Source organism: Ruminococcus sp. RTP21484sp1_RTP21281st1_A8_RTP21281_210402 (genome assembly GCF_040914025.1).
Classification (GTDB): Bacteria; Bacillota; Clostridia; order Lachnospirales; family Lachnospiraceae; genus Blautia_A; species Blautia_A faecis.
In genome coordinates this window covers 21449-47089 of record NZ_JBCPGE010000001.1, presented here as the reverse complement: position 1 = coordinate 47089, position 25641 = coordinate 21449, and the positions used below count along the sequence as shown (strand labels likewise).

General features: G+C 43.2%; 23 protein-coding genes. 21 read left to right on the top strand and 2 right to left on the bottom strand.

Annotated elements, in window-relative coordinates; all coding sequences use genetic code 11:
• Positions 1 to 123 precede the first annotated feature (123 nt).
• From AB5170_RS00205 to AB5170_RS00170, 8 genes are all read left to right on the top strand, one after another.
• The gene (locus AB5170_RS00205; RefSeq protein WP_021925017.1) at positions 124 to 396 is read left to right on the top strand and encodes an IreB family regulatory phosphoprotein; all 273 of its coding nucleotides are present in this window, start codon (positions 124 to 126) and stop codon (positions 394 to 396) included.
• A gap of 2 nt (positions 397 to 398) precedes the next feature.
• Positions 399 to 848: a Holliday junction resolvase RuvX gene (gene ruvX, locus AB5170_RS00200; RefSeq protein WP_118578548.1), complete on the top strand. Its 450-nt coding sequence runs from the start codon at positions 399 to 401 to the stop codon at positions 846 to 848.
• Positions 835 to 1089 carry a DUF1292 domain-containing protein gene (locus tag AB5170_RS00195; RefSeq protein WP_173735244.1) on the top strand — a complete coding sequence of 85 codons (255 nt, stop codon included), beginning with the start codon at positions 835 to 837 and terminating at the stop codon, positions 1087 to 1089. Before ruvX ends, AB5170_RS00195 begins: the two co-directional genes overlap by 14 nt.
• Before the next feature lie 198 nt (positions 1090 to 1287).
• A complete protein-coding gene (locus tag AB5170_RS00190) occupies positions 1288 to 3150 on the top strand; it encodes a ribonuclease J (RefSeq protein WP_227198735.1) in 1863 nt (620 codons plus the stop codon).
• Positions 3151 to 3161: 11 nt separating this feature from the next.
• Positions 3162 to 3500: a YlbF family regulator gene (locus AB5170_RS00185; protein ID WP_148461290.1), complete on the top strand. Its 339-nt coding sequence runs from the start codon at positions 3162 to 3164 to the stop codon at positions 3498 to 3500.
• A gap of 9 nt (positions 3501 to 3509) precedes the next feature.
• The gene (locus tag AB5170_RS00180) at positions 3510 to 4058 is read left to right on the top strand and encodes an endolytic transglycosylase MltG (RefSeq protein ID WP_368361655.1); all 549 of its coding nucleotides are present in this window, start codon (positions 3510 to 3512) and stop codon (positions 4056 to 4058) included.
• Positions 4055 to 4711, top strand: coding sequence for an O-methyltransferase (locus AB5170_RS00175; RefSeq protein WP_118578540.1), 657 nt, complete (start codon positions 4055 to 4057; stop codon positions 4709 to 4711). Before AB5170_RS00180 ends, AB5170_RS00175 begins: the two co-directional genes overlap by 4 nt.
• Entirely contained in the window at positions 4704 to 5930 is a 1227-nt protein-coding gene (locus AB5170_RS00170) for a U32 family peptidase (protein ID WP_173719318.1), read from the top strand. The genes AB5170_RS00175 and AB5170_RS00170 overlap by 8 nt, the downstream gene beginning before the upstream one ends.
• A gap of 89 nt (positions 5931 to 6019) precedes the next feature.
• Here AB5170_RS00170 and sigK read toward each other — a convergent pair whose 3' ends face one another.
• Positions 6020 to 6649, bottom strand: coding sequence for an RNA polymerase sporulation sigma factor SigK (gene sigK / locus AB5170_RS00165; RefSeq protein WP_148461293.1), 630 nt, complete (start codon positions 6647 to 6649; stop codon positions 6020 to 6022).
• A 309-nt stretch (positions 6650 to 6958) separates the two neighbouring features.
• On the opposite strand from sigK, the gene AB5170_RS00160 reads away from it, so the two are divergent.
• From AB5170_RS00160 to AB5170_RS00115, 10 genes are all read left to right on the top strand, one after another.
• Positions 6959 to 10552 carry a DUF5717 family protein gene (locus AB5170_RS00160; protein WP_226840989.1) on the top strand — a complete coding sequence of 1198 codons (3594 nt, stop codon included), beginning with the start codon at positions 6959 to 6961 and terminating at the stop codon, positions 10550 to 10552.
• 4 nt (positions 10553 to 10556) lie between these two features.
• Entirely contained in the window at positions 10557 to 11834 is a 1278-nt protein-coding gene (locus tag AB5170_RS00155; protein ID WP_148461294.1) for a DUF5716 family protein, read from the top strand.
• Between the two features lie 12 nt (positions 11835 to 11846).
• On the top strand, positions 11847 to 12629 hold the full coding sequence (locus AB5170_RS00150; protein ID WP_173719316.1) for a hypothetical protein: 783 nt from the start codon (positions 11847 to 11849) through the stop codon (positions 12627 to 12629).
• Between the two features lie 132 nt (positions 12630 to 12761).
• Positions 12762 to 13655, top strand: coding sequence for an amino acid ABC transporter substrate-binding protein (locus AB5170_RS00145; protein ID WP_173719315.1), 894 nt, complete (start codon positions 12762 to 12764; stop codon positions 13653 to 13655).
• A gap of 186 nt (positions 13656 to 13841) precedes the next feature.
• A complete protein-coding gene (locus AB5170_RS00140) occupies positions 13842 to 14492 on the top strand; it encodes an amino acid ABC transporter permease (RefSeq protein ID WP_173716412.1) in 651 nt (216 codons plus the stop codon).
• Positions 14493 to 14562: 70 nt separating this feature from the next.
• Positions 14563 to 15255: an amino acid ABC transporter ATP-binding protein gene (locus tag AB5170_RS00135; RefSeq protein ID WP_148461297.1), complete on the top strand. Its 693-nt coding sequence runs from the start codon at positions 14563 to 14565 to the stop codon at positions 15253 to 15255.
• A gap of 153 nt (positions 15256 to 15408) precedes the next feature.
• Positions 15409 to 16356, top strand: a complete 948-nt coding sequence (locus AB5170_RS00130; RefSeq protein ID WP_148461298.1) for an ABC transporter permease subunit — start codon at positions 15409 to 15411, stop codon at positions 16354 to 16356.
• Positions 16357 to 16371: 15 nt separating this feature from the next.
• Positions 16372 to 17277 carry a carbohydrate ABC transporter permease gene (locus tag AB5170_RS00125; protein ID WP_148461300.1) on the top strand — a complete coding sequence of 302 codons (906 nt, stop codon included), beginning with the start codon at positions 16372 to 16374 and terminating at the stop codon, positions 17275 to 17277.
• A 30-nt stretch (positions 17278 to 17307) separates the two neighbouring features.
• The gene (locus AB5170_RS00120) at positions 17308 to 18453 is read left to right on the top strand and encodes a glycoside hydrolase family 27 protein (protein ID WP_173719314.1); all 1146 of its coding nucleotides are present in this window, start codon (positions 17308 to 17310) and stop codon (positions 18451 to 18453) included.
• A gap of 19 nt (positions 18454 to 18472) precedes the next feature.
• A complete protein-coding gene (locus AB5170_RS00115) occupies positions 18473 to 18691 on the top strand; it encodes a hypothetical protein (RefSeq protein ID WP_148461302.1) in 219 nt (72 codons plus the stop codon).
• Here the strand turns inward: AB5170_RS00115 and AB5170_RS00110 are convergent.
• The gene (locus AB5170_RS00110; RefSeq protein WP_330602882.1) at positions 18681 to 18956 is read right to left on the bottom strand and encodes a hypothetical protein; all 276 of its coding nucleotides are present in this window, start codon (positions 18954 to 18956) and stop codon (positions 18681 to 18683) included. The two genes, AB5170_RS00115 and AB5170_RS00110, sit on opposite strands and share 11 nt — an antisense overlap.
• 175 nt (positions 18957 to 19131) lie before the next feature.
• On the opposite strand from AB5170_RS00110, the gene AB5170_RS00105 reads away from it, so the two are divergent.
• The 3 genes from AB5170_RS00105 (at position 19132) to AB5170_RS00095 (ending at position 25611) form a co-directional block, all read left to right on the top strand.
• Positions 19132 to 21138, top strand: a complete 2007-nt coding sequence (locus AB5170_RS00105) for a beta-galactosidase (RefSeq protein ID WP_173719357.1) — start codon at positions 19132 to 19134, stop codon at positions 21136 to 21138.
• 284 nt (positions 21139 to 21422) lie between these two features.
• Positions 21423 to 23132, top strand: a complete 1710-nt coding sequence (locus AB5170_RS00100) for a glycoside hydrolase family 2 protein (RefSeq protein WP_173719356.1) — start codon at positions 21423 to 21425, stop codon at positions 23130 to 23132.
• 61 nt (positions 23133 to 23193) lie between these two features.
• Entirely contained in the window at positions 23194 to 25611 is a 2418-nt protein-coding gene (locus AB5170_RS00095; RefSeq protein ID WP_148461305.1) for a glycoside hydrolase family 3 N-terminal domain-containing protein, read from the top strand.
• The last annotated feature ends 30 nt before the right edge of the window (positions 25612 to 25641 follow it).

The window sequence follows — 25641 nt, the reverse complement described above, 5'->3', positions numbered from 1 at the left end:
CTGGGCAGGTCGTGACCGGTAACCACACAATTGCGGAAATGACAGGCAATGCAAAATTAGGATTGTAATTTACACGTAATTATATTAAAATAAAAAAGAAATAATCGTAAGGACGTGAGAAAAATGGCAGAAAATAATCTGGGAAGTACACAATATTTCAGAACAAAACCAGATCAGGAGCTTGAAGTAAAAGAAATCCTGGACCTGGTTTACAACGCAATGGAAGAAAAAGGCTATAATCCTGTGAATCAGATCGTAGGCTATATTATGTCCGGTGATCCGACTTATATCACCAGTCATAAGGGTGCCAGAAGCATGATCATGAAGGTTGAGCGTGATGAACTTGTTGAGGAATTGCTGACCGAGTATATTAAGAACAGATCCTGGGAATACTGATTATGAGATTAATGGGATTAGACTACGGTTCCAAGACGGTGGGCGTTGCCGTCAGTGATCCACTGGGACTTACCGCACAGGGTGTGGAGACTGTCTGGCGCAAGCAGGAGAATAAGCTTCGCCAGACGATGGCACGGATTGAAGAACTGATTTCGGAGTATCAGGTAGAGCGTATTGTACTTGGATATCCGAAGAACATGAATAATACTGTAGGCGAGCGGGCGGTGAAATCTCTTGAGTTTAAAGAAAAGCTGGAGAAGAGGACTGGCCTGCCTGTTGTGATGTGGGATGAACGACTGACTACGGCAGAAGCGGAGCGTACTTTAATGGAGACCGGTGTCAGACGTGAGAACAGGAAGCAGTTTCTCGATCAGATGGCTGCGGTTTTGATCTTACAAGGATACTTAGACCGAATGAATATGAATAAGGATGAGAATAATGGAGAAAATTAAATTTCAATCCGAGGATGGGATTATAGAATTTTTTGTGGAAGAACAGACTACAGTTGCAGGAATCACTTATCTTCTGGTTTCCGATTCACAGGATGACGAGGCGAACGCCTATATTATGAAAGATGTTTCAGAAGAGGGAAGCGAAGAAGCCAGCTATGAGATGGTAGAAGATGATGAAGAACTGATGGCAATTTCCAAAGTATTTGAACAGATGTTGGACGACGTAGATCTTGAAATGTAATAATTTGCTGGGCAGATCGTGAACAGTGATGCGAAATCATGCTTTGCATGTTTTTTTGTGCATCGTGAAGCGTGTAATTGTGAAGTTACTGAACAGTTACCAGCCGAAACAAAATAAAGTCGCTTTATCCTGGTAGCGTGAGTTTGGAGGATAAAGTGCGCAAAATGGAGGATAGATTGATTGAAGACGGAAAATGAAATGAACAACAACGGACAAAGGACTCCGGCAGTCGGAAACGGAACAAGAAAACCAAATTTCAGACATAAAAATTACAGATATAAGGCACAGCCGAAAAAGGACGGAAAAGATGGTCAGAAACAAGGACAGGATAAGCCGGTCAAGGGAAATTATAAACCTCAGTTCCGCAGTCAGGGCAAGCCTGCCTTAAAGCGACCACGCAAAAATAACAGTGGATCCAAGCTGAAGATCATTCCACTTGGTGGTCTGGAGCAGATTGGAATGAATATTACAGCTTTTGAGTATGAAGATAGTATAGTAGTAGTAGATTGCGGACTCGCTTTTCCGGAAGATGACATGCCGGGAATCGATCTTGTAATTCCGGATATTACCTACCTGAAAGAGAATATTTCCAAGGTGAAAGGATTTGTGATCACCCATGGTCATGAGGATCATATTGGTGCGCTTCCATATGTACTGAAGGAAGTAAATGCACCGATCTACTCCACCAAACTGACTCTTGCGCTGATCAGCAACAAGCTGAAAGAGCATAATCTGACTAAGACTACCAAGTTAAAAGAAGTAAAACACGGTCAGGTGATCAATCTTGGTGATTTTGCTATTGAATTTATTAAGACGAACCATAGTATCCAGGATGCATCTGCACTGGCTATTTATTCTCCTGTGGGAATCGTGGTGCACACAGGTGACTTCAAGGTGGACTATACCCCTGTATTTGGGGATGCCATTGATCTGCAGAGATTTGCGGAAATCGGACGGAAAGGCGTTCTTGCCCTTATGTGCGATTCTACAAATGCGGAACGTCCGGGCTTTACCATGTCTGAGCGTACAGTTGGTCATGTTTTTGACAATCTTTTTAATGAATATAAGACTGCAAGAATCATTATTGCAACGTTTGCTTCCAATGTAGACCGTGTACAGCAGATCATCAATACTGCATACCGATTTGGACGTAAAGTGGCAGTAGAAGGCCGCAGTATGGTAAATGTTATTACCACTGCCGCAGAACTTGGCTATCTGCGTGTTCCTGACCAGACTCTGATCGAGATCGACCAGGTAAAGAACTATCCGGATGAGCAGCTTGTTCTGATCACTACAGGAAGTCAGGGCGAGTCCATGGCTGCTCTTTCCCGTATGGCTGCTAATATCCACAAGAAGATTACCATTAAACCTAATGATGCAATTATTTTCAGCTCTCATCCGATTCCAGGTAATGAGAAGGCTGTATCCAAGGTTATCAACGAGCTTTCCATGAAAGGTGCAAAGGTTATTTTCCAGGATGCACATGTATCCGGACATGCCTGCCAGGAGGAGATTAAGCTGATCTACTCCCTTGTGAAGCCGAAATATGCAATTCCGGTACATGGTGAATATCGTCATCTGACTGCCCAGAAGCTTGTTGCAGAGGAACTTGGATATTCCAAGGACAATATTTTTATTCTGAAATCCGGAAATGTTCTGGAGATTGATGAGAATAGTGCGGCTGTTACTGGTTCCGTACACACAGGTGCAATTCTTGTAGACGGTCTTGGAGTCGGAGATGTTGGTAATATTGTACTTCGCGACAGACAGCATCTTTCCGAAGATGGTATTATGATTGTTGTCATGACATTAGAGAGACACAGCAATGTGGTACTGGCAGGACCGGATATTGTTTCCAGAGGTTTTGTGTATGTAAGAGAGTCAGAAGACCTTATGGATCATGCAAGAGAAGTGGTGGAGCTGGCTCTTGACGGATGTCTGGATAAAGGTATCACAGACTGGAGTAAGATTAAGGCAGCAGTGAAGGATGCACTCAGCGACTACGTATGGAAACGTACCAAGAGAAGTCCGATGATCCTTCCAATCATTATGGAGGCATAAGCAGAGGCGCGATGAACGAGATAAAAGACTGTATAGATGCACTTCTTGCAGCTGTACAGAACAGTGAGGAATATCAGGAATTTGAGAAATACAGAGATCTTCTGAAGGAGAACCCGGAGCTTATGGACCGTGTGAATGCATTCAGAGGAAACAATTTCAGACTACAGAATGAAGCAAACAGAGATGAGCTGTTCCGGGGAACGGAGCAGCTCAACAGAGAATCCAGGGAGCTGCGCAGAGATCCCCTTGTAAACGCATTTCTTGATGCGGAGCTTGCTCTTTGTAAACTTATGCAGAAGATATGCAGGACACTTACAGAGGGAATCGATCTGGACATTCCTGAGTTATAAGGAGGAAACATGGGTAATACAAGAGATCAGGTGGGAAAAGCAGGGCTTTTTGTAGCTGGTGGAATTTTTCGTACTGCTTTTTACGTCTGTGTTGCAGTGCTGATTTTCTGGATTGGCAAGTCGGCCTATCAGTTTGGCTACAATGTTTTTAACCAGCAGGCAGTCAGCCCGGGAGCAGGCCAGGAAGTGACAGTTGTGATTCCGGAAGGCTCATCCACTTATGAGGTAGCCAAGATCCTGAAAAGCAAGGGACTGATCGACGACAGTCTGGTGTTCTTTGCACAGGAGAAACTTTCTACATATAAGGGACAGATGCAGGCTGGAACTTATCTGTTAAGTACAGCTTACACTCCTACACGTATTATGGGTATTCTTGCTGGTGATGAGGAGCAGACTGGTGTTACGCAGGATAGTGCCACAGCAGCTGATACAGCGGCCCAGACAGATACTCAGACTACAGATGCAGGAACTGATACAGCTGATACCCAGAGTGCAGATGGTACAGCAGATACTCAGGCAGCTGATGGAACTGCAGGGGAAGGAGAGTCCGGACAGTGATCGTAGAGGAGAGAATGCGCACTTACATCAATTCTCTTGATATGGGGAATACTCCTTTTCTGGAAGAACTGGAAAAAGAAGCACTTGCAGGAAGGGTTCCCATTATCCGCAAGGAAATGCAGAGCTTTCTGAAAATGTTTCTTGCAGCAACCCGGCCGATGAAAATACTGGAGGTCGGAACGGCAGTAGGTTTTTCCACTCTGCTGATGTGCGAATATGGACCTGAGAATCTGAAAATAACAACAATTGAGAATTATGAAAAAAGGATCCCTATTGCCAGAGAGAATTTCAGGAAGGCAGGACGGGAATCCCAGATAGAGTTCCTTACCGGGGATGCAGGAGAGATCCTGAAAGAACTTACTGGAACTTATGATCTTATTTTTATGGATGCTGCCAAGGGGCAGTATATGAACTGGCTGCCGGATGTGCTTCGATTAATGCATAAGGGCAGCGTTCTTGTTTCTGATAATGTTCTTCAAGAAGGGGACATTATCGAATCCCATTATCTTGTAGAGAGACGCAATCGTACCATTTATAAGCGTATGCGTCAGTATCTCTATGAACTGAAGCACAATCCGCTGCTGGAGACCTCCATCCTTCCGTTAGGAGACGGAGCCTCCATCAGTGTAAAGAAAGAGGAGTCATATGCGTAAACCAGAATTATTAGTTCCGGCAAGCAGTCTTGAGGTTCTGAAGATTGCCACGGTTTTCGGAGCAGACGCTATTTATATCGGAGGAGAGGCTTTTGGGCTTCGTGCCAAGGCCCGCAATTTTTCAAAAGAAGAGATGGCGCAGGGAATTGCATTTGCCCATGAGCATGGTGTAAAAGTCTATGTGACAGTGAATATTCTTGCGCATAACTATGATCTGGCTGGTGTAAGAGAGTACTTGAAAGAGCTTAAGGAATTAAAACCGGACGCCTTGATCATCGCTGACCCTGGTATTTTCACCTATGCCAAGGAAATCTGTCCGGAGATTGAGCGTCATATCAGTACCCAGGCAAATAATACAAACTACGAGACTTATCGCTTCTGGTACAAGCTTGGAGCGAAGCGTGTGGTAACTGCCCGTGAGCTTTCTTTAGAAGAGATTCGCCAGATCCGTGCCAATATTCCAGATGATATGGAGATTGAGACTTTCATTCACGGAGCGATGTGTATTTCCTATTCCGGACGCTGTCTTCTCAGCAATTTCCTGGTAGGAAGAGATGCCAATCAGGGATCCTGTACACATCCGTGCCGTTGGAAATATTCCATTGTGGAAGAATCAAGACCCGGGGAGTATATGCCGGTTTATGAGAATGAGCGTGGTACTTACATTTTCAATTCCAAGGATCTTTGCATGATCGAGCACATGGATGACATTCTCACAAGCGGAATCGACAGTTTGAAGATTGAGGGTCGTATGAAGACAGCTCTTTATGTAGCAACTGTCGCACGTACTTACCGCAAGGCTATTGATGATTATCTGGAAGATCCGGCCAAATATCAGGCAAACATGTCCTGGTATCAGGAGCAGATCGCAGGCTGCACTTACCGTAAATTTACAACTGGCTTCTTTTATGGCAAACCAAGCGAGGAAGCACAGATCTATGACAATAATACCTATGAGAAGGGGTATACGTATCTGGGATTTGCAGAAGCTGTAGATGAGAGAGGCTATGTGCAGATTACACAGAGAAACAAGTTTACAGTAGGAGAGATGATCGAGATCATGAAACCGGATGGAACCAATCTTCTGGTTCCTGTAAAAGCTATCTATGATGAGGAGGGCAATTCCGTAGAAAGCGCTCCCCATCCGCAGCAGAAGCTGTTTGTAGATCTTGGCGGTGAGGCAGAGGTTTATGATATCCTCCGCCGTAGTGAAGCATAAGTCTGAGAGTAATTCAGAAAAATAATCGTTACTGGTCACGGAATGAACAGTAACAAATAATCATAGAGGTAAAACTCGCAGAGCGTGTTTTACCCGTTTTCAGGAAAAAGCGTCCGCAATTTTTGCAGGGCGTTTTTTTCAATTCTGGATACATAGGAGCGGCTGATGTGAAGGTGCCTGGCGATTTCCCGCTGCGTCTGTTCCTTTTGCCCAAAGAGACCGAAACGGCAGCAGATCACCTCATATTCTTTGGAAGACAGTACAGACTTCATGGAATCCAGTACATGACGGATATCTTCTCTGGTGGAATACTCTTCCACAACGTCCACTGCCGGTCCTTCCATTACATCCAGAAGACTGATCTCATTGCCTTCTTTGTCTGTACCAATGGGTTCATACAGCGAGATTTCCCGGGAATGCTTCTTGCGGGATCGGAATAACATAAGCAGTTCATTGTTGATACACTTTCCTGCATATGTGGACAGCCGGGCTGTTTTTGTGGAATCAAATGTGGAGATGGCTTTCATCAATCCAATGGTGCCAATGGAAATCAGATCGTCCAGTTCTACATCTGTTCCCTGATATTTTTTTACTACATGGGCAACAAGCCGCAGATTACGTTCTATGAGAATATTTTTTGCTTCCATATCGCCCCTTTGGTACTGCTGAAGATAATACTGCTCCTCGGCCATTGTCAAAGGTTTCAAAAATGTCTTCAAATCGCTACCTCAAAGGGGATTTCTATATAGTCTATGAAAAATACAGGCTTTAAGTGCCTGGCTGCCTTTTTTTTACTGCGAAAAAATCGTGGCAGGATTCTTTTTATATTTTACATTGAAATAAAGGGTGAAAATCATTATAATAATGTCAGAGTAACTGCCTGGAGCGTGTTTGAAAAAGGCTCTGGTTCGAAAGAGGCAGTGACAGCGAGTAACAGGATTACTGTTCCGCAGCAATGTTCTGAGAAGCGTGTTGCTGTGAAGTTTGTGGACAGTAACAAGAACACGAAAGACGTAAGGTGAATGATTTTGAAAAAAAAGATCGAACAGCTTTTAAACGGAAAGTTTGAATATGAACAGCCCCAGCTCCTTTTTTCCAAGGAGAAGATTTCCCTGACCATGAAAGCAGGGGAGACGAAGAGAGGGGAAGTGTACGTTGGAACAGAGGATAATCAGAAGATCCGCGGTTATGTTACTTCCTCCAGCCGCCGGGTGGTACCGGGAATGGACCATATTTCAGGAACTACTGTGCGTCTCCCGCTTGGAATTGATACGGTAGGACTTGCTCCCGGAGAAAACCTGAAGGGATGGCTGTGCTTTACTACAAATATTGGAGAGGCCCGTCTTCCTTTTGAAATTGAGATCGAAAAAGAGGAAATACGCAGTTTTTCAGGTGTGGTAGGGAATCTGGACGAATTTGTAAAAGTTGCCCGGGATGATTTTAAAGAGGCATTCCGTATTTTTAAAGATGCCAGCTTCACCAGAATTCTGGAAAATGAGGATCAAAAGATCCAGACACTTTATTATGGTCTGTCCAGACAGCCGGTGACATATCAGCATCTGGAAGAATTTCTCATTGCCGCAGGCAAGAAGGAAAAAGTAACCATAAGTGCCAGAGAGGTGGGCAAAGAATACTATGAGTTGAAAGACTCTTTGAAAGAATCTTTTTATATTCAGAGAAGCGGATGGGGGCATCTGCGCCTTGATGTGGAAGCTGTTGGAGAGTTTCTGGAAGTTCCCCGCAAGGTGGTAACAGACGAAGATTTTATTGGCAGCCATTATGAAGTGGAATATCTGGTACACAAGGAGAAATTAAGACAAGGCAATCAGTTTGGCAAAATTATAGTAAAAAGCCCTTATCAGGAGATTACTTATACCGTTGTTGCATCCACAAGTGGTAAACTGGATGTAGATATCCGTCTGACTCAGGAGAAGAGTAAACTGGATCTTCAAAAAGACTGTCTGGCCTACTTGTGCTATGAGACTGCTGTGGCAAGCTGTCTTGCGGGAAAGGAGAATCCAGGGGTCAACAGCTGGATGGATTTTTCCACCTGGAGTGCAAGCAGCCACTATATTCTGAACCAGCTTCACCAGTCCGGATGTGATTATCCGGAATACCAGATGTATGAGGCCTTTCTTCTTTACATGGAGAACCATCATGAGGAAGCAAGAGTTCTTCTGGAAAGCTATCAGGATAAATCCTATACAAGAGATGATCTGGAGTTTGCTGGAATTTATCTGTATCTGTGCACGCTTACCGGTTTATATAAGGACAAGGTTCACGCCCTGTCCAGAATCCGCAATTTTTACATGCAAAAAAGTGACAGTTTTCCGCTTTTATGGATCCTGCTGAAGCTGGATCCTGCATACAAGGAGACTCCGTCCAAGGCATTATTTGTGCTGGAAGAGCAGTTTGGCAAGGGCTGCAGGAGTCCGTTCCTCTATCTGGAAGCATGGAAGATCATCTGCAAGGACATGACTCTTCTTCACAGGCTGAACAGCTTCTGGGGGCAGGTATTCCGCTTCGCGGCAAGAAGAAACCTTCTTACAGAGGAGCTGGTAATGCGCCTTGCATATCTTTCCGGATATGAGAAAGATTATAACGAAAGTATTTATCAGGCATTGGCAAAGGGCTATGAACAGTATTCTTCAGAGGATACCCTGGAAGCCATCTGCAAATATGTGATGAAGGGAAACCCAAGAAAGACCGAATATTTCCGCTGGTTTTCCCTGGCAGTGGAGCATGGGCTGCGTCTTACAAGACTTTATGAGTATTATGTGGAGACTATGGACACTTCCAGACGGATTGAGCTTCCAAAGGCTCTTCTCATGTATTTTACTTACAACAGCGATTCCCTTGGAGATTCCAAGCGGGCATTTATTTATTCCTGCATTATTGCAAATAAGGAAAAAGAGCCGGCAGCATACCAGCGCTATATGTCAGGTATGCGGGATTTCGCCAGGAAAAAACTGGCTGAGGGCAAAATGAATGAGAGCTATGCTGTCTTATATCAGGAGTTTCTGATGGAGCCTCGCACAAAAGAGGCGGCAGATTCCATTGCGCAGAAAATGTTTACCCACCGCCTTTATTTTGATGATAAAAAAGTCCGCTATGTGATCGTTCGTCACAGTCAGATGGAATCAGAGGAGACTTATACCTGTGTTCAGGGCGTAGCTTATCCAAGAATTTATACAGAAGATGCTGCTATCCTTTTTCAGGATGACAAGCAGCGCAGATACAGTGCTACTGTAGATTACAGCTTGAAGAAGACCATGGATGAGGATGGGGCAGTGAGAAAAGTTCTTGCCCTTGGCGTGGACGAGCCAGGTGTGCTTCTTCATTATTGCGAAAGCCATGAACTGGACAAAGATAATCTGGATATTTTTCAAAGACTGGTCAAATCCGATGCTTTTTGCATGGAGTATAAGCAGAAGGTACGTCGCAGGATTCTGGATTATTATGCAGAGCATGTATTTGGCGAAGATCTGGATCAATATTTAAAGCAGATGGATTACCAGGAATACGCCCGTGTGGACAGGCAGAAGCTTCTGGTGGTTCTTATAAGCCGCGGTCTTTTTTCCCAGGCACAGGCCATTGTGGAGGAATTCGGCTATGAGGGCGTGGACATGCGAAGCCTTTTGAAACTGGTAAGCCGCATGATCGTGCGCTGCGACATGCTGGAAGACGAGGAACTTCTGGCTTTGGCATCTGATGTTTACAGAAATGGATTTTATGATGAGGTGATCCTCACATATCTTATGAAATATCGTTTTGGACCTGTGGATGAAATGTTTTCCATCTGGAAAAGTGCTGTGGGATTTGAAATGGATACCTATGATCTGGAGGAAAAAATCCTTCAGCTTCTTATGTTTACCACGGATTACCGCAAGGAGGGAGAGCATGTTCTGGAATCCTACATTCGCCATTCCGGAAGGGAGTGGATCGTAAGCGGATATCTGACCCATGTTTCCTATGGCATTTTTGTAAAAGAATACACCATGAGTCCTTTTGTGAAAAACTGTCTGTTGAATGCATATATGCAGAAATGGATGGTAAATGAAGTCTGCTATCTGGCTTTGTTTAAAGAGCTTTCCAGGGAAAAGAGCAGAAAAGAGGCTCTTCTTTCCATAGAAAAAGAGCTTCTGAAAATGTGCATGGACAAAGAAATGGTATTTTCTTTCTTCCACAGACTTCCACCGGAAATTCTGAGCCTGTATCAGATGGATGACAAAACATGTGTGGAATATCACACCAGCCCGGAGGCGAAGGTAACCCTTGTATATGCTTTGGATACCGGACTTGGACGTGCGCTGGAATATAAGACAGAGCCTCTTAAGAATGTATATGAGGGTATTTTTACCAAGCCGTTTACCATGTTTTACGGGGAAACTTTGCATTATTATTTTTCAGAGGAATGTAATGGACAGACCAAAAGAACGCCAGAGCGGGTACTTGGAATGAGTAAGGTGGAAGGTACACCATTCAGCAAGTACCAGATGATTAATCAGATTTTGTCTGCGCGGAAACTGGACAAGCATCATGAGGTGAAACAGGGACTGAAGCAGTATTTCCGCCAGGAACAGTATGTAAAAGAAATGTTTGTCATTACAGAAGAGGACTGAATATATGAATGAAATTCGTGATTTGATCATAGGAATTGATTTTGGAAAAGATTATTCCCAGATCTGCTATTATGACCGGAAAGGGGAGGAACCCTGCTCTGTGTCCATGAAGGTTGGTGCCCAGGAGTTTGAAGCACCTACCTGTATTTGCAGGCGCGGAGAGCATAAAGAGTACACCATTGGTCTTGAGGCAGTTTATTTTGCCCGGGAAAAAGGGGGACAGATGGTGGATGACCTGTATGGAATCTGTAAGAAAGAAGACAGTGTGCAGATTCTGGGAGAACAGGTGGAGCCATGGGAGCTGCTTCAGGTTTTTCTGGAGGGTATGCTGAAATTTCTGGGAGTTGCAGATCTTGTAAAAAATACAAAATGCCTGGTGATCACAAGTCCTGAGCTTGAGGACCCCCAGGTGAAAAATATGGAAAAAGCCTGCCAGGCCATTGGTTTTTCGAAGAATCAGTACATGCTGATAGACCATGGAGAGAGCTTTTATTATTATTCCCTTACCCAGAAAAGAGAGACCTGGAACCGGAGTATCGGCTGGTATTCTTTTCACCAGGATGAAGTGAAGTTTCAGCAGCTGACTATGGACAGCAGCACAAGGCCGGTGCTGGTACGCCTTGAGGAGCCGAAGAAGACGGTCCTCCCATCTCTTACAGCACCTGAAGAAGAGGGAGAGAAGGCCGTGGAAGCCAGAGATGAGGCTTTCCGTGATTTTATTAAGGAGACTCTTGGAACCGGTCTTTTTTCCAGCATTCAGATCACAGGATATGGATTCAGCCCGGATTGGGCGAAAATATCCATTGGAAGCCTTTGCATGCAGCGAAGAAAGGTTTATTATGGAAATAACCTTTTTGCAAAAGGTGCATGTGCAGCTGGAAAGGAGCGCCTTGAGGATAAGATCCTGAAGGGGTACCGTTATATGAGTCCTGCTCTTGTGCTGAAAGATGTGGGAATGGAAATGCGGGTGATGGGTGCACCGGCATATTACCCGCTTATTGAGGCTGGTAAGAACTGGTATGAGTGTAAAGCTGGCTGTGAGCTGATCCTGGATGATATAACAGAGCTCGTTTTTGTTGTTGGAACCTTCGGCGAGAAGCACAAGAAGAAAGTAATTATGGGACTGCCCGGACTTCCTGAGCGTCCCAATAAGACTACAAGACTGTCTCTGGCCCTTGCATATGTGTCACAGAAGAAATGCCGCGTTGTTGTAAAAGATCTTGGATTTGGAGAAATGTTCCCTTCCAGCGGCAAGGTCTGGGACGAACTGGTAGAGTGGTAAAGGAGGCTGGAAATGAGCGGTTATATTTTATGTCAGACAAAAAAGGCGGACAAGCCGTTTTTTGTGGAGAGTATCAATACCAATATTTACTCACTGGAGGAGCTTTGCTACTTTCTGTACCACAATCTTTATCTGGTGGATTCTTCTGTTATAAATGAAAATCTCTGTATCTGGATCAGCGAGGAACTGGATCTGCCAAGGCTGGCAGCCAAGCTACGTCCTCATCTTGGTAAATTTGCCAGTGCGGAGGATGTGCTTTATCCGGTATTTAAGGAGATCAATTATCTTACTTACGATGAGCTGAAGGCATTGAATGTAAAGCTTGCCAAGCTGGATCAGGAGGCACCTCTTCTTCGAAAAAAGAGAAAAGGGGATGCCCTGGTAGCGAATAAGATGTATGTAAGTGCCATCAAGGTGTATCAGCAGCTTCTGAAAAAAGAAGGGCTGGAGCAGATAAGACCGGGACTGACCATGAGTGTGTGGCATAACCTTGGATGTGCGTACAGCTATCTTTTTCAGATGGAGAAAGCAATGGAGTGTTTCTGGGAGGCGTTTCTTACCCAGAGCGATCCTAAGGAGCTGGTTTGCTATCTGCTTGCTTATCGTAGCGTGAAGAAGCCGCAGGAGTATGAGAACAGGCTGAAGGAGCTGAATGTATCGGAGGAAGTGAAGGATACTTTAAAAAAGGCATTGGATGAGTTTGCGCAGAAAAAGGAGGTCAGCATAAGACCAGGGAAGGCGGATGAAATGCTGGAGAAGCTGACAGGAGAGTATCATAGGAGCACAGGTTCGTGATGAACCTGTGCTTTTTCTAAAAAACTATATTGACAGAATTACTTTCGTATGCTACCATACAACCATGCTTTAATATGGTAGAGTGAAAACGCACTAAAATAATGAGAATTAGATTTCAGGAGGATAGATATTATGAAAAAAAGAATTCTGGCGATTATGATGAGTGCCTTGATGGCAGCAGGTATCTGCTCTAGTGTAACGGTTTATGCAGATGCCGACAGTAAGACACTGACTGTTGGATTTGATGCAGAGTATCCGCCTTTTGGTTATATGGATGAAAGTGGCGAATATGTTGGTTTTGACCTGGATGTGGCGCAGAAGGTATGTGATAATCTTGGATGGGAGCTTGTAAAGAAGCCGATTAACTGGGATTCCAAGGATATGGAGCTGAATTCCGGAAATATTGACTGTATCTGGAATGGCTTTACCATCAATGGACGTGAGGATGATTATACATGGTCTGATCCATATCTGAATAACGAGCAGGTTATGGTAGTCACTTCCGATTCCGGAATTGAGACACTGGCAGATCTGGCAGGGAAGAATGTTGTAGTACAGGCTGCATCTGCAGCACTTGATGCTTTGAACAGCGAGGATAACAAAGAACTGACAGACAGTTTTGCATCCCTTACAGAGAATCCGGATTACAATACCGCATTTATGAATATTGATTCTGGCGCAGCTGATGCTGTTGCTGTTGATATCGGAGTTGCCAAATATCAGCTGGCTCAGAGAGAAGAGGGCAAATATAAGATTCTGGACGAGCCGATCCAGAGCGAGCAGTACGGCATTGGCTTTGCCAAGGGAAATGAGGAGCTTCGTGATACCGTATGGGCTGAGGTTATGAAGCTGTACGACGAAGGTGAGATTGATAAGCTGGCTGAACAGTATGGTGTGGTTGACATGCTTTGCCTGGGAGATGAGGAAGCAGCTGATAAGACAGAAGAGAGCACAGATGCGGCAGAAGAAAATGCAGATTCTGATGAGGCAGCTGATGCAGATGCTGCTGAGGATGAGGCTGAATAATTCACATAGAATATAAACAAGAATATATGTAAAAAAGAGGGTACCTGGCGCACCCTCTTTTCTTAGCGAGAAGGGGTCTGCTCCAAAAGAAGGAGCTTGATTCGCAGAATGTGAATTATAGAATGAAATGAAACGTGAAATGCGATCCCTTAGAACACAAGTATCAACAGGAGGAACACAGTAACTATGAGTTTTAGTGTAATGTTAAGCCAGCTTGCAAAGGGAATGACCGTAACTACGGAAATTTTCTTTGTAACCCTTATATTTTCCCTGCCACTTGGCCTTCTGGTCTGTTGGGGTAAAATGTCCAAAATAAAGATAATCAGATGGATCGTTTCTGCATATATCTCCATTATGCGCGGAACACCTCTTATGCTGCAGCTGATGGTAGTATATTTTGGACCATATTTTATTTTTGGAATCCGGATTTCCATGGGTTATAGCCTGATCGCTGTATTTATTGCTTTTGCAATTAATTATGCCGCTTATTTTGCAGAAATCTACCGTGGCGGAATTGAATCCATGCCAGTAGGTCAGTATGAAGCAGCCCGAATCCTTGGCTACTCAAAAGCACAGACCTTCTTCCGCATCATTCTTCCCCAGGTATTTAAACGGATTTTGCCATCTATTACCAACGAAGTAATCACTCTGGTAAAGGATACTTCATTGGCGTTTGTTGTAGCGGTAGCTGAAATGTTCACTTTGGCGAAACAGATTGCCAGCTCTCAGACCACGATGGTGCCGTTTGTGGTAGCGGCTGTATTTTATTATGTATTTAACCTGCTGGTAGCAGTGATCATGGATAAAGTAGAGAAAAAACTGAACTATTACCGCTAATAATTTATCATCAACCTGCAGTGAATATACATTGTAAAAGCGTGTGCGGGTAACCAGAAGGAGTCACTATATGAAATTATTTGAAATGAAACACATAAAGAAAAGTTTCGGAGCCCTGGACGTTCTCCGTGACATTTCCCTGGAAGTAGACAAGGGCGAGGTTCTTAGTATTATCGGTCCCTCCGGCTCGGGTAAGTCTACATTGCTTCGCTGTGCCACTGGTCTGGAGACACCAGACGGCGGCGAAATCATCAAAAACGGAAAAATCGGATTGGTTTTTCAGAATTTTAACCTTTTTCCCCATTTTTCCGTGATTAAAAATATTACAGACGCTCCAATTAAGGTACAAAAGAGAGATAAAAAAGAGGTTTATGCGCAGGCAAGGGAGCTTCTTAAGAAAATGGGGCTTTCGGATAAGGAAAATTATTATCCCTACCAGCTTTCCGGCGGACAGCAGCAGCGAGTTTCCATCGCCAGAGCCCTTTGCATGAACCCGGATATTCTTTTCTTCGATGAGCCCACATCTGCTTTGGACCCGGAGCTTACTGGTGAAATCCTGAAGGTAATCAAAGATCTGGCAGCCGAGCATATCACTATGGTGATCGTTACCCACGAGATGAGCTTTGCCCGTGACATCTCCGATCGGATTATCTTTATGGATGACGGTCTGATCGCAGTGGAAGGTACCCCGGAAGAGGTATTTTCATCAGAACATGTAAGAATGAAGGAATTCCTTGGGAAATTCCATCAGGGGCTTGTTTAAAATCGTAAGATTTTACCATTTTTTGTAAGATTTCTTTAAATGTGAAAGCACCACCTTTTAACTAAATAGGATATGTCAAAAAAACGGAAGGTTGTATCTGGAATACACCTTCCGTTTTGCGTTATCTTATTAGCAGAGAAGGAGGTATGCTATATGAGCGTGAAAAAGTCAGAAACTGCATTGGCAGAGAGGATTGGAAGAAAAAAATTACGTGGAATCAAATATTTGCTTCTGGCAGTTCCATTTTTAATTTATGTATTTGCATTTTCCTATGTTCCGCTGGTTGGATGGATTTATTCCGTGTTTGATTACAAAATTGGACAGAAATTTCTGGATTTTGGCAGCATGGTTTTTGTAGGACTAGGTAATTTCCAGAAGTTGTTTACAGAACGGTCAGAGGTACTGCGTGTATTGAGAAATACATTGGCGCTTAGCGCACTGGGGCTGCTGGCAACCCCTGTTCCGGTAGTGTTTGCAATTATGTTCAATGAAATAAAAAATTCTAAATTTAAAAAAATTGTTCAGACAGCAACCACACTGCCAAACTTTATCAGCTGGATCATTGTTTATGGTGTTGCTTTTGCTTTCTTTTCTGTAAATGGATTTGTAAGTGTTCTGATGCAGAAAATTGGCATTCAGCCGCCTGTTATGGGAATTCTTGGTGATGTGGATCACACCTGGGTTCTGCAGTGGATTCTGGGAATCTGGAAAAGCTTCGGATGGTCAGCAATTATCTATATTGCAGCGATTACAGGAATTGATTCAGAACTATATGATGCAGCAAAGGTAGACGGAGCCAATAAGATCCAGTCTATTTTGCATATTACAATTCCAGGGATCATGCCTACCTATGTGGTAATGTTCCTTCTTGCAGTAAGTAATATTCTTTCAAACGGATTTGACCAGTATTTTATGTTTTACAACCCTATGGTGGCGGATAAAATTGAAGTGCTTGATTATTATGTATATAAGGTTGGATTTTATATAAATGATTATTCCTATTCCATTACCCTGGGAATGCTGAAGTCAATACTTGGAATTGTATTATTATTTACTGCAAACGCATTGTCGAAAAAAATCAGAGGCGAATCGATTGTATAACTGGAGGTGAGAAGAATGAAAAAAACAAGTTCAAAAATTAAAACATCACCACAGGAGAAATTTCTTCATGTATTAAATGTATTTTTTCTGTTGATTGCAGTATTTCTCTGTGTGTATCCGTTTTATTACATGGTTATTTATTCCCTGTCTGACAGTACAAGGGCATCCCTGGAGGGAATTTATTTCCTGCCAAAGGGCTTCACATTGGATGCATATAAGATGATCCTGAAAAAATCAGGATTCGGACATGCTTTCCTGATTTCAGGAGCCAGAACAGTTATCCAGACAATCCTGTGTCTGTTTGGTTCCTCCCTGTTTGCATATCTGGTAACGAAAAAAGATATGATTGGAAGAAAATTTGTATACAGGTTTGTAGTTATTACCATGTATTTAAGTGCCGGTCTGGTTCCCTATTACATAACCATGAAAGCATACCATTTGAACAACACTTTCTGGCTGTATATTATTCCGGGAATTGTAAACGCATATTATGTCATACTGATCAAAACATTTATAGAACAGATTCCGCAGTCTCTTCAGGAGTCTGCGGAACTTGACGGAGCAGGCTTTTTCAAGATTTATACGAGCATAATTCTGCCTCTGAGCAAACCTATATTGGCGACAGTAGCAGTGTATGCCTCAGTTGGAGCCTGGAATTCCTGGCAGGATAACTACCTTCTGGTGCAGAATCCCAACCTGCAGACAGTACAGCTGATCCTTTATAACTGCATCAATCAGGCACAGATGCTGGCAGACAGTATGAGAAGCGGACAGGTTGGAAATGCAGCTGCTATTTCATTATCAGCAGACAGTGTACGTATGGCAACCACGATTATTACAGTTATTCCTGTTATGCTGGTATACCCTTTCCTGCAGAAATATTTTGTAAAAGGGGTTATGCTTGGAGCTGTTAAAGGATGATATGGGAAAAATTGAACGGAGGATTTAACTATGGCAGTATTGGCACAGAAACCACCGATGGGGTGGAATTCCTGGAACACTTTTGGTGCTCATATAAATGAGCAGTTGATCATGGAAATGGCAGATACTATGGTGGCAGAAGGCTACAAGGAGGCTGGATATGAGTATGTGATCATAGATGACTGCTGGTCCCTGAAGGAGCGTGTGGATGGAAAATTAGTGGCAGATCCGGAACTGTTTCCACATGGAATGAAAGCTCTTGCAGATTATATCCACGGCAAAGGTTTGAAATTCGGCATGTACTCCTGCGCCGGTACGAAAACCTGTGCAGGATACCCGGGAAGCTATGGTCATGAAGCAGAAGATGCAAAGCAGTTTGCCCAATGGGACGTGGATTACCTGAAATATGATTTCTGCTACTTTCCGGTCTGTGCAGATGCAAAAAATGCATATCTTACTATGGCAATGGCTCTTCGAAGCTCGGGAAAGGATATTTTATTTGCAGCCTGTAACTGGGGAAAATATGATCCGTCGGGCTGGATGCGGTCAAGAGGGGCACATACCTACCGCTCTACAGGTGATATTTTTGATATACCGAAAAGTTATAAAGATATTTTTAAAAGCCAGGTAGAGAATATTGAAGGAAATGCACCGGACTGCTACAACGATATGGATATGCTGATCACAGGAATGCATGGAAGCGGCAATGTAGGGCTTAATGGATGTACAGACCAGCAGTATCTTCAGCATTTTGCAATGTGGTCATTCCTTGGCTCTCCTTTGATCATGGGAGCAGATCTTCGAAAAATTGACAAGACTAATAAAGACATTCTTTTAAACAAAGGGCTGATTGCCATTAATCAGGATGAAGAGTATCGCCCTGCATTTCTTGTGGACAATATGGGCGATAAGCGGTATATTCTGGCAAAGCTTCTGTCCGGAAACAGAATTGCCCTTGCATTTTTTAATCTGGAATACGAAAGTGATTATTTGAATACTATGGAAATTTCCTTTTGCGATCTTGGAATTCACTCTGGAACCGGAATAAAAATGAAATTTACAAATGCAGTTACCGGGGAAAGCATTGGTGTTTACCAGGATGCCTTTTCTACACAGGTATTGCCAGATGAGTGCAAGATTACAATTGCAGAGATGATCTTACCGGAAAAAGAGTGAAAACAGGATGAATATGGAAATGACAGATACTAAAAATACTTCCGTCATATGTTGTGTGAAGTGCAACCGTCCAGTGAGTCATGATGAAATTGGTCTTTATAAGAGGATATTTAACCGGGGAGCTGAGACTTTCTGGTGCATTCACTGTATCAGTGAGTATCTTGACTGTCCTGTTCCAAAGCTGGAAAAGAAAATAGCGGAATTTCGTGATATGGGGTGTACACTTTTTACAGAATAAATAGGTAATTGCGAAACTCGCAATGCTCGTTTACAATTTTGTATCTAAGTTTGATACTGTCTGCAAGAACAATGGTAATAAGTTGCGCGATACCAGCAAGGATTAAGTCTGATGCATAAAAATGATTTTGAAATGAAATCGGAATAATCTCATCAATATCGATATGCGTTTCTAATAGGGATAGAAACGCAGGTTTGTTATTTCCAAATTTCTCCTGGCAATCTGTAAAAATATCTGCTAAAGAAAGCTGTTTATATGGTATCATAGATGTTAGAATAACTCCTTTCTTGGTGTATGGTTTATAGTTCCTCGACAATTCTATTATACCGTATCCAGTGAGGGGTTATTTGTTTTTTTTGTAATAAAAAAATGCCGTGTTTATGCGGCTTGTGGCGTTTCGCAAACGCCTAAAAGAATAAACAAAAGAAGGGAATAAAAATATGAAAGCAGATTTTAAGCATATCCTATATGGCGGGGATTACAACCCGAACCAATGGCCGGAAGCAGTCTGGAAAGAAGATATGGAACTTTTCGATAAAGCTCGGATAAACAGCGCAACAGTCAATGTATTTTCCTGGGCAAAGCTCCAGCCGTCAGAAGAACGGTATGATTTTGAGGAACTGGACAAGGTCATTGAAATGCTGGGAAAAAACCATAAAGACATTGTCCTTGCAACTTCAACCGCGGCAATGCCGGCCTGGATGTTTCGGAAATATCCGGAGGTGGCAAGGACGGACTATGCGGGAAGGCACCACAAGTTTGGACAGAGGCAAAATGCATGCCCAAATAGCCCTGTTTACCAGAGATACGCGGCAAAACTGGCTCAAAAGCTTGCAAAAAGGTATGGACATCTGGACAGTGTGGTGTGCTGGCACATAAATAATGAATATAGCGGTGAGTGTTACTGTGAAAATTGCGAAAAAGCCTTCCGTGTCTGGCTTCGGAAAAAGTACGGGACGCTGAAAGCACTGAATGAGGCATGGAATACAGAATTTTGGGGGCACACCCTCTATGACTGGGAGGAAATTGTGCTGCCAAACGCTCTTGGCGAAGGTCTCGAGTGGTGCAGCGGCACAGCGTTCGCCGGTATTTCCATTGACTATGCCCGTTTTAATTCGGATAGTATGCTGGAAAATTTCAAGATGGAGCGGAACGCTATCCGCAGCGTGGATCAAAAGACTCCGGTTACAACAAATCTAATGGGAACGTTTAAGCAGCTGGATTATTTCAAATGGGCAAAGGAGATGGACGTCGTATCCTGGGATAACTATCCATCTTATGATACGCCGGTAAGTCTGACGGCGATGCAGCATGACCTCATGCGGGGCTTAAAGCAGCAGCCCTTCATGCTGATGGAGCAGACACCAAGCCAGCAGAATTGGCAACCTTACAATTCATTGAAAAAACCGGGGCAGATGAGGGCACAGAGCTATCAGGCGATCGCACATGGGGCGGATACGATACAATTTTTCCAGCTCCGCCGCAGTGTTGGCGGATGTGAAAAATTCCATGGAGCAGTCATTGCCCATGCAGGAACAGATAATACCAGGGTGTTCCGTGAGGTCACACAACTAGGGACAGAGTTAGAAGAGCTGGGAGATCAGATCCTGGGGACAGCAAATCCGGCTGATGTCGGGATATTGTTTGACTGGGATAATTATTGGGCATTGGAATTTACAAGCGGACCCCATAAAGATTTAAAATATGTGGATCAGATTCATAGGCATTATAAGTTCTTTTATGAAAAAAACATAGCTGTTGACATGATCCCAAGGGATGCAGATTTTTCAAAATATAAGCTGATCGTTGCGCCGGTGCTTTATATGGTTCATCAGGGTGTCAAGGAAGCGCTTGAAGCCTTCGTAAAGAAAGGTGGTGTATTAGTGACCGGCTTTATGAGCGGTATCGTAGGTGAATCAGACAATGTATATCTTGGTGGCTATCCAGGACCCCTCAGGGACTTGGCTGGAATTTGGGTGGAGGAGATTGACGCATTGGCTCCAGAGCAGAAAAATTCTGTAAAATTTAAAGATGGTACAGAGTTTACCAGCACAATGCTATGTGACTTGATTCATCTGGAAGGGGCCGAGAGCATGGCTGATTACAGCAGCAATTTTTATGCGGGTACACCTGCTGTCACCAAAAACAGTTATGGAAAAGGTACTGTTTATTATTTGGGGACTCAGCCAGAGGACTGTGCGTTTACAAGGATGATGGACTGCATAGTTAAGGAAGCAGCAGTCAAAAGCTTAGTAGATGAGCGGACATCCCTTGAAGTGACAGTACGGAAAACCAAGGAAAATACCTTTTATTTCCTAATAAATTTCAGTAAGGAAGAGACTGTGGTTCCTCAGTGTTTTGCAGGAATGCAAAACCTTTTGACGGGGGAAACGGTGTCCAGACAGGAAATTTTGAAACCTTTTGAGGTAGAGATCATAAAGAAATAGCCTGTATCTGAGGTTTCTAATAGGGATAAAAACGCAGGTTTGTCATTTTAAAATTTTTCCTGGCAATCTGCAAAAATATCTGCCAAAGAAAGCTGTTTATATGGTATCATAGATGTTAGAATAACTCCTTTCTTGGTGTATGGTTTATAGTTTCTCGACAACTCTATTATACCGTATCCAGTGAGGGGTTATTTGTTTTTTTGGGTAGTAAAAAAATGCCGTGTTTATGCGGCTTGTGGCGTTCCGCAAACGCCTATTTGAAAAAAAATAAAGGGAGAGAAAAGATGATTTACAGAACCGAACATCCAAAACCACAGTTTATGCGTGAAAATTGGTTGAATTTAAATGGAAGCTGGGATTTTGAAATTGATCATGGCGGAAGTGGAGAAGCACGGGAGCTTTACAAGCCGGAAGCAGACCTTTCAAAAAAAATCCAGGTGCCTTTTTGCCCGGAAAGTAAGCTGTCCGGGATTGGCTACACGGATTTCATGAATTCTGTATGGTATCGGAGAGAAATTGAAATTACAGAAGCCCAGTTATCAAATCTTGTGATTCTGCATTGCGGCGCGGCAGATTATTTTACCACAATATATGTGAACGGACAGAAATGTGGCACTCATAAAGGGGGATATGTTTCTTTCTCTGTGGATATTACAAGGTATCTTTTTGCCGGAAAAAATGTGATCACAATTCATGTGGAAGATGACACCCGTTCCCGCTTGATTCCGTCCGGAAAACAGAGCACCCATTATGAGTCTTACAGCTGTTATTATACCAGAACAACAGGTATCTGGCAGACCGTATGGCTGGAATTTGTTCCTGACACACACATTATAAAAACAAAATATTATGGGGACATAAACAATGGAACAATTACTGTTTTTGCAGAGCTTCAGGGAGCAGGAACCTTTGCGGTAAAAGCGTCCTACAAGGGAACGGCAATGGGAGAGGCTACAGTGAGCTCAGATGGCGGAACAGCAGTGGCAGTGGTGAAGCTGGCAGAAAAGCATTTATGGCAGGTTGGAAAGGGAGATCTTTATGACCTTGCCTTAAGCTATGGAGAAGATCAGGTGACAAGTTATTTTGGACTGCGCTCCATACAGCTTACAGACAAAAAGTTTCTGCTCAACGGAAAATCTGTATTTCAGCGTCTCATTCTGGATCAGGGCTTTTATCCGGATGGAATTTACACAGCACCTTCTGATGAAGAACTGGAAAAGGATATAAAACGATCCCTGGCAATGGGATTTAACGGTGCCCGCCTTCATGAAAAAGTATTTGAAGAGCGTTTCCTGTATCACTGTGACAGGCTGGGGTATATCGTCTGGGGAGAGTATCCCAACTGGGGACTGGATCACTCTTATGCAGACAGCATTTACGGAATCCTTCCAGAGTGGCTGGAAGAGATTGACCGTGATTTTAACCATCCTGCGATTATTGGATGGTGTCCGTTTAATGAAACCTGGGATGAAAAAGGAAGAAAACAGTTTGATGAGCTTCTTGCCACAGTTTATAAGGCAACGAAAGCAGCGGATCCAACCCGGCCCTGTATTGACACCAGCGGAAATTATCATGTGCTCACCGATATTTATGATTTGCATGATTATGAACAGGATCCGGAGATTTTTGCAGAGCATTACAAAGAGGTTGGAAAATCAAACAGGCTTGATTTCCGTGCGGCATTTGAAGAACGGCAGACATATAATGGAAAAATTCCCTTCTTTGTCAGCGAATATGGCGGCATTGGCTGGTCTTTGAGCAAGGATGCCTGGGGATATGGAAATACGCCGGATTCACCGGAAGCATACATGAAACGTCTGAAAGAGCTTACAGATGTTTTACTGGATAATGAGAACATGTTTGCACTTTGCTATACGCAGCTTACAGATGTGGAACAGGAACAAAACGGACTGTATACGTATGACAGACAGCCGAAATTTGATCCGGAAATTATTCATGCTATTTTTTCAAGAAAAGCTGCCATTGAAGATTAAGAGTAAAAACGTTCAAGCCTTACAGAAATAAATATATGAATATGACAGGAGAATACATAAAATGAGAAAATGGACACGTGTTGGATTTCAACCCAATCTTCCATTAGAGGAAAAAAGACGTGTGACGGAATGTAAGGAGCATATCAGACTTTCAAAGGAAGCTGCAAAAGAAGGTATGGTGCTGTTGAAAAATGAGAAAAAGCTTCTGCCTCTTGCAGAAGGAACCAGACTTGCACTGTTTGGGAAAGGAAGTTTTGATTATGTAAAAGGCGGTGGAGGAAGTGGTGATGTTGCGGTTTCCTACGTGCATAACCTTTATGATGGGTTTAAAATGCAAGGAAATGCAGTTATGCTTTATGAACCCCTGGCAGAATTTTACAGAGAAAATGTTCAGGAACAGTATAGGCAAGGTGCAATGCCAGGTATGACAATAGAACCTGAACTTCCAAAAGGACTTGCTGACGGTGCAAAAGCATTTGCAGATGTGGCAATTGTTGTAATAAGCCGTTTTTCATCAGAAGGCTGGGATCGCTCCAGCCTTGATAGTCAGTTAAGCGAAATGTCAAGGGAAGAGCTGGAAGATAACTACATGGCAAAACTGATTGCGAAAGCCTTTCCAGAGGGAGATTATTTTCTGACAGAGAATGAAAAGGCAATGTTGAACATGGTGAAAGAACGGTTTAACCGTATTGCAGTGGTTCTGAATGTCGGTGGAATTGTAGATGTTTCCTGGATAAAAAATGATGACCGGATTTCAGCCGCCCTTCTTGGCTGGCAGGGGGGAATGGAAGGAGGGCTGGCCATGGCAGAGCTTCTTCTGGGAAAAGGAAATCCGTCTGGCAAGCTGACTGATACATTTGCAGCTTCCTTAGATGATTATCCATCAACTGAAAATTTTCATGAATCCTGTGACTATGTAAATTATACAGAAGATATTTATGTAGGATACCGTTATTTTGAGACGATTCCAGGTGCAAAGGAAAAGGTTATATATCCCTTTGGATATGGGCTTTCCTATACTGATTTCAGAGTGCATACAGATTCTGTATGGGAAACTTCAAAACATATTTTTGCAGAAGTTCACGTGACCAATACAGGGAACATGGCAGGAAAAGAAGTGGTACAGCTTTACTTTAACGGACCACAGGGTCTTCTTGGTAATCCGGCACTCCGGCTTGCTGCTTTTGAAAAAACCCGTCTGCTTCAGCCTGGAGAAACACAGGTAGTTTATCTGTCATTTGAAAAAGCGGACATGGCTTCCTATGATGATCTCGGGAAAATTCAGAAGTCAGCCTATATTCTGGAAAAAGGAATTTACAGATTTTACATTGGAATCTCTGTAAGGGATACAGAAGAAGCCGCTTATACATTCGAGCTTACAGAAAATATAATTGTAAAACAGCTATCAGCGCATTTGGTTCCAACAAGTCTGAAAGAGCGTATGCTTTCTGATGGTACCTTTGAAATGCTTCCTCAGTATGAATGCAATGATATGAATGAATGTGCATTTGAAAAACTGAAAACGGAAGAAGAGGATTGTATTGTGCCAGAAGTGCGCTGGTGTTCCCGTCGAAAATGGTTTGATAATTGTGGAAGAAAACAGTTCATTGATGTAGCTGAAGGAAAGCTTTCATTGGATGAGTTTATGGCACAGTTAAGTGATAAGGAACTGCTTCATCTTCTCGGCGGACAGCCAAATACAGGTGTTGCAAATACATTCGGATTAGGAAATCTTCCTGAGTACGGGGTCCCTTCAGTAATGACTGCAGATGGACCAGCAGGACTACGCCTTAATATCGGATGTACTGTGAATACAACAGCCTGGCCATGTGCAACGCTTCTGGCATGTACCTGGAATCCGGCACTTGTATGGCAGGTCGGAAAGGCAGGCGCGAAGGAGGTAAAGGAAAATAATCTTGCTGTATGGCTGACACCAGCTGTAAATATTCACAGAAACCCTATGTGTGGAAGAAATTTTGAATATTATTCCGAGGATCCGCTGATTGCTGGAAAAATGGGTGCCGCTATGGTAAAGGGGATTCAGTCACAGCATATTGCAGCATCTGTAAAGCATTTTACAGCAAACAACAAAGAAACAAACAGGAAAAATAGTGATTCCAGGGTATCGGAGCGTGCACTTCGTGAAATTTATCTGAAAGGCTTTGAGATTATTGTAAAAGAAGCACAGCCTTGGACGATCATGTCCTCTTACAATGCTGTTAACGGACACCGTACTTCAGAGAGCTATGAGCTTTTGACAGATATTTTGCGTGGTGAGTGGGGATTTCAGGGTATGGTTACAACAGACTGGTGGACATGTGGAGAGCATTATAAAGAAATAAAGGCTGGAAATGACCTTAAAATGGCAACAGGGTATCCGGAGCGTGTGAAAAAAGCTATGGAAATGGGATTGCTCGGTCGACAGGAACTGGAACAGAGTGCAAGACGCGTATTGGAGCTTATTTTGAAAATTGATTAATTTTGTATAAAAAATCAAAAAAATAACAGA

Coding starts and splice junctions, on each gene's coding strand:
- AB5170_RS00205 (WP_021925017.1), top strand. CDS start 124: ATGGCAGAAAATAATCTGGGAAGTACACAATATTTCAGAACAAAACCA.
- ruvX (WP_118578548.1), top strand. CDS start 399: ATGAGATTAATGGGATTAGACTACGGTTCCAAGACGGTGGGCGTTGCC.
- AB5170_RS00195 (WP_173735244.1), top strand. CDS start 835: ATGGAGAAAATTAAATTTCAATCCGAGGATGGGATTATAGAATTTTTT.
- AB5170_RS00190 (WP_227198735.1), top strand. CDS start 1,288: ATGAACAACAACGGACAAAGGACTCCGGCAGTCGGAAACGGAACAAGA.
- AB5170_RS00185 (WP_148461290.1), top strand. CDS start 3,162: ATGAACGAGATAAAAGACTGTATAGATGCACTTCTTGCAGCTGTACAG.
- AB5170_RS00180 (WP_368361655.1), top strand. CDS start 3,510: ATGGGTAATACAAGAGATCAGGTGGGAAAAGCAGGGCTTTTTGTAGCT.
- AB5170_RS00170 (WP_173719318.1), top strand. CDS start 4,704: ATGCGTAAACCAGAATTATTAGTTCCGGCAAGCAGTCTTGAGGTTCTG.
- AB5170_RS00155 (WP_148461294.1), top strand. CDS start 10,557: ATGAATGAAATTCGTGATTTGATCATAGGAATTGATTTTGGAAAAGAT.
- AB5170_RS00150 (WP_173719316.1), top strand. CDS start 11,847: ATGAGCGGTTATATTTTATGTCAGACAAAAAAGGCGGACAAGCCGTTT.
- AB5170_RS00145 (WP_173719315.1), top strand. CDS start 12,762: ATGAAAAAAAGAATTCTGGCGATTATGATGAGTGCCTTGATGGCAGCA.
- AB5170_RS00140 (WP_173716412.1), top strand. CDS start 13,842: ATGAGTTTTAGTGTAATGTTAAGCCAGCTTGCAAAGGGAATGACCGTA.
- AB5170_RS00135 (WP_148461297.1), top strand. CDS start 14,563: ATGAAATTATTTGAAATGAAACACATAAAGAAAAGTTTCGGAGCCCTG.
- AB5170_RS00130 (WP_148461298.1), top strand. CDS start 15,409: ATGAGCGTGAAAAAGTCAGAAACTGCATTGGCAGAGAGGATTGGAAGA.
- AB5170_RS00125 (WP_148461300.1), top strand. CDS start 16,372: ATGAAAAAAACAAGTTCAAAAATTAAAACATCACCACAGGAGAAATTT.
- AB5170_RS00120 (WP_173719314.1), top strand. CDS start 17,308: ATGGCAGTATTGGCACAGAAACCACCGATGGGGTGGAATTCCTGGAAC.
- AB5170_RS00115 (WP_148461302.1), top strand. CDS start 18,473: ATGACAGATACTAAAAATACTTCCGTCATATGTTGTGTGAAGTGCAAC.
- AB5170_RS00110 (WP_330602882.1), bottom strand. CDS start 18,956: ATGATACCATATAAACAGCTTTCTTTAGCAGATATTTTTACAGATTGC.
- AB5170_RS00105 (WP_173719357.1), top strand. CDS start 19,132: ATGAAAGCAGATTTTAAGCATATCCTATATGGCGGGGATTACAACCCG.
- AB5170_RS00100 (WP_173719356.1), top strand. CDS start 21,423: ATGATTTACAGAACCGAACATCCAAAACCACAGTTTATGCGTGAAAAT.
- AB5170_RS00095 (WP_148461305.1), top strand. CDS start 23,194: ATGAGAAAATGGACACGTGTTGGATTTCAACCCAATCTTCCATTAGAG.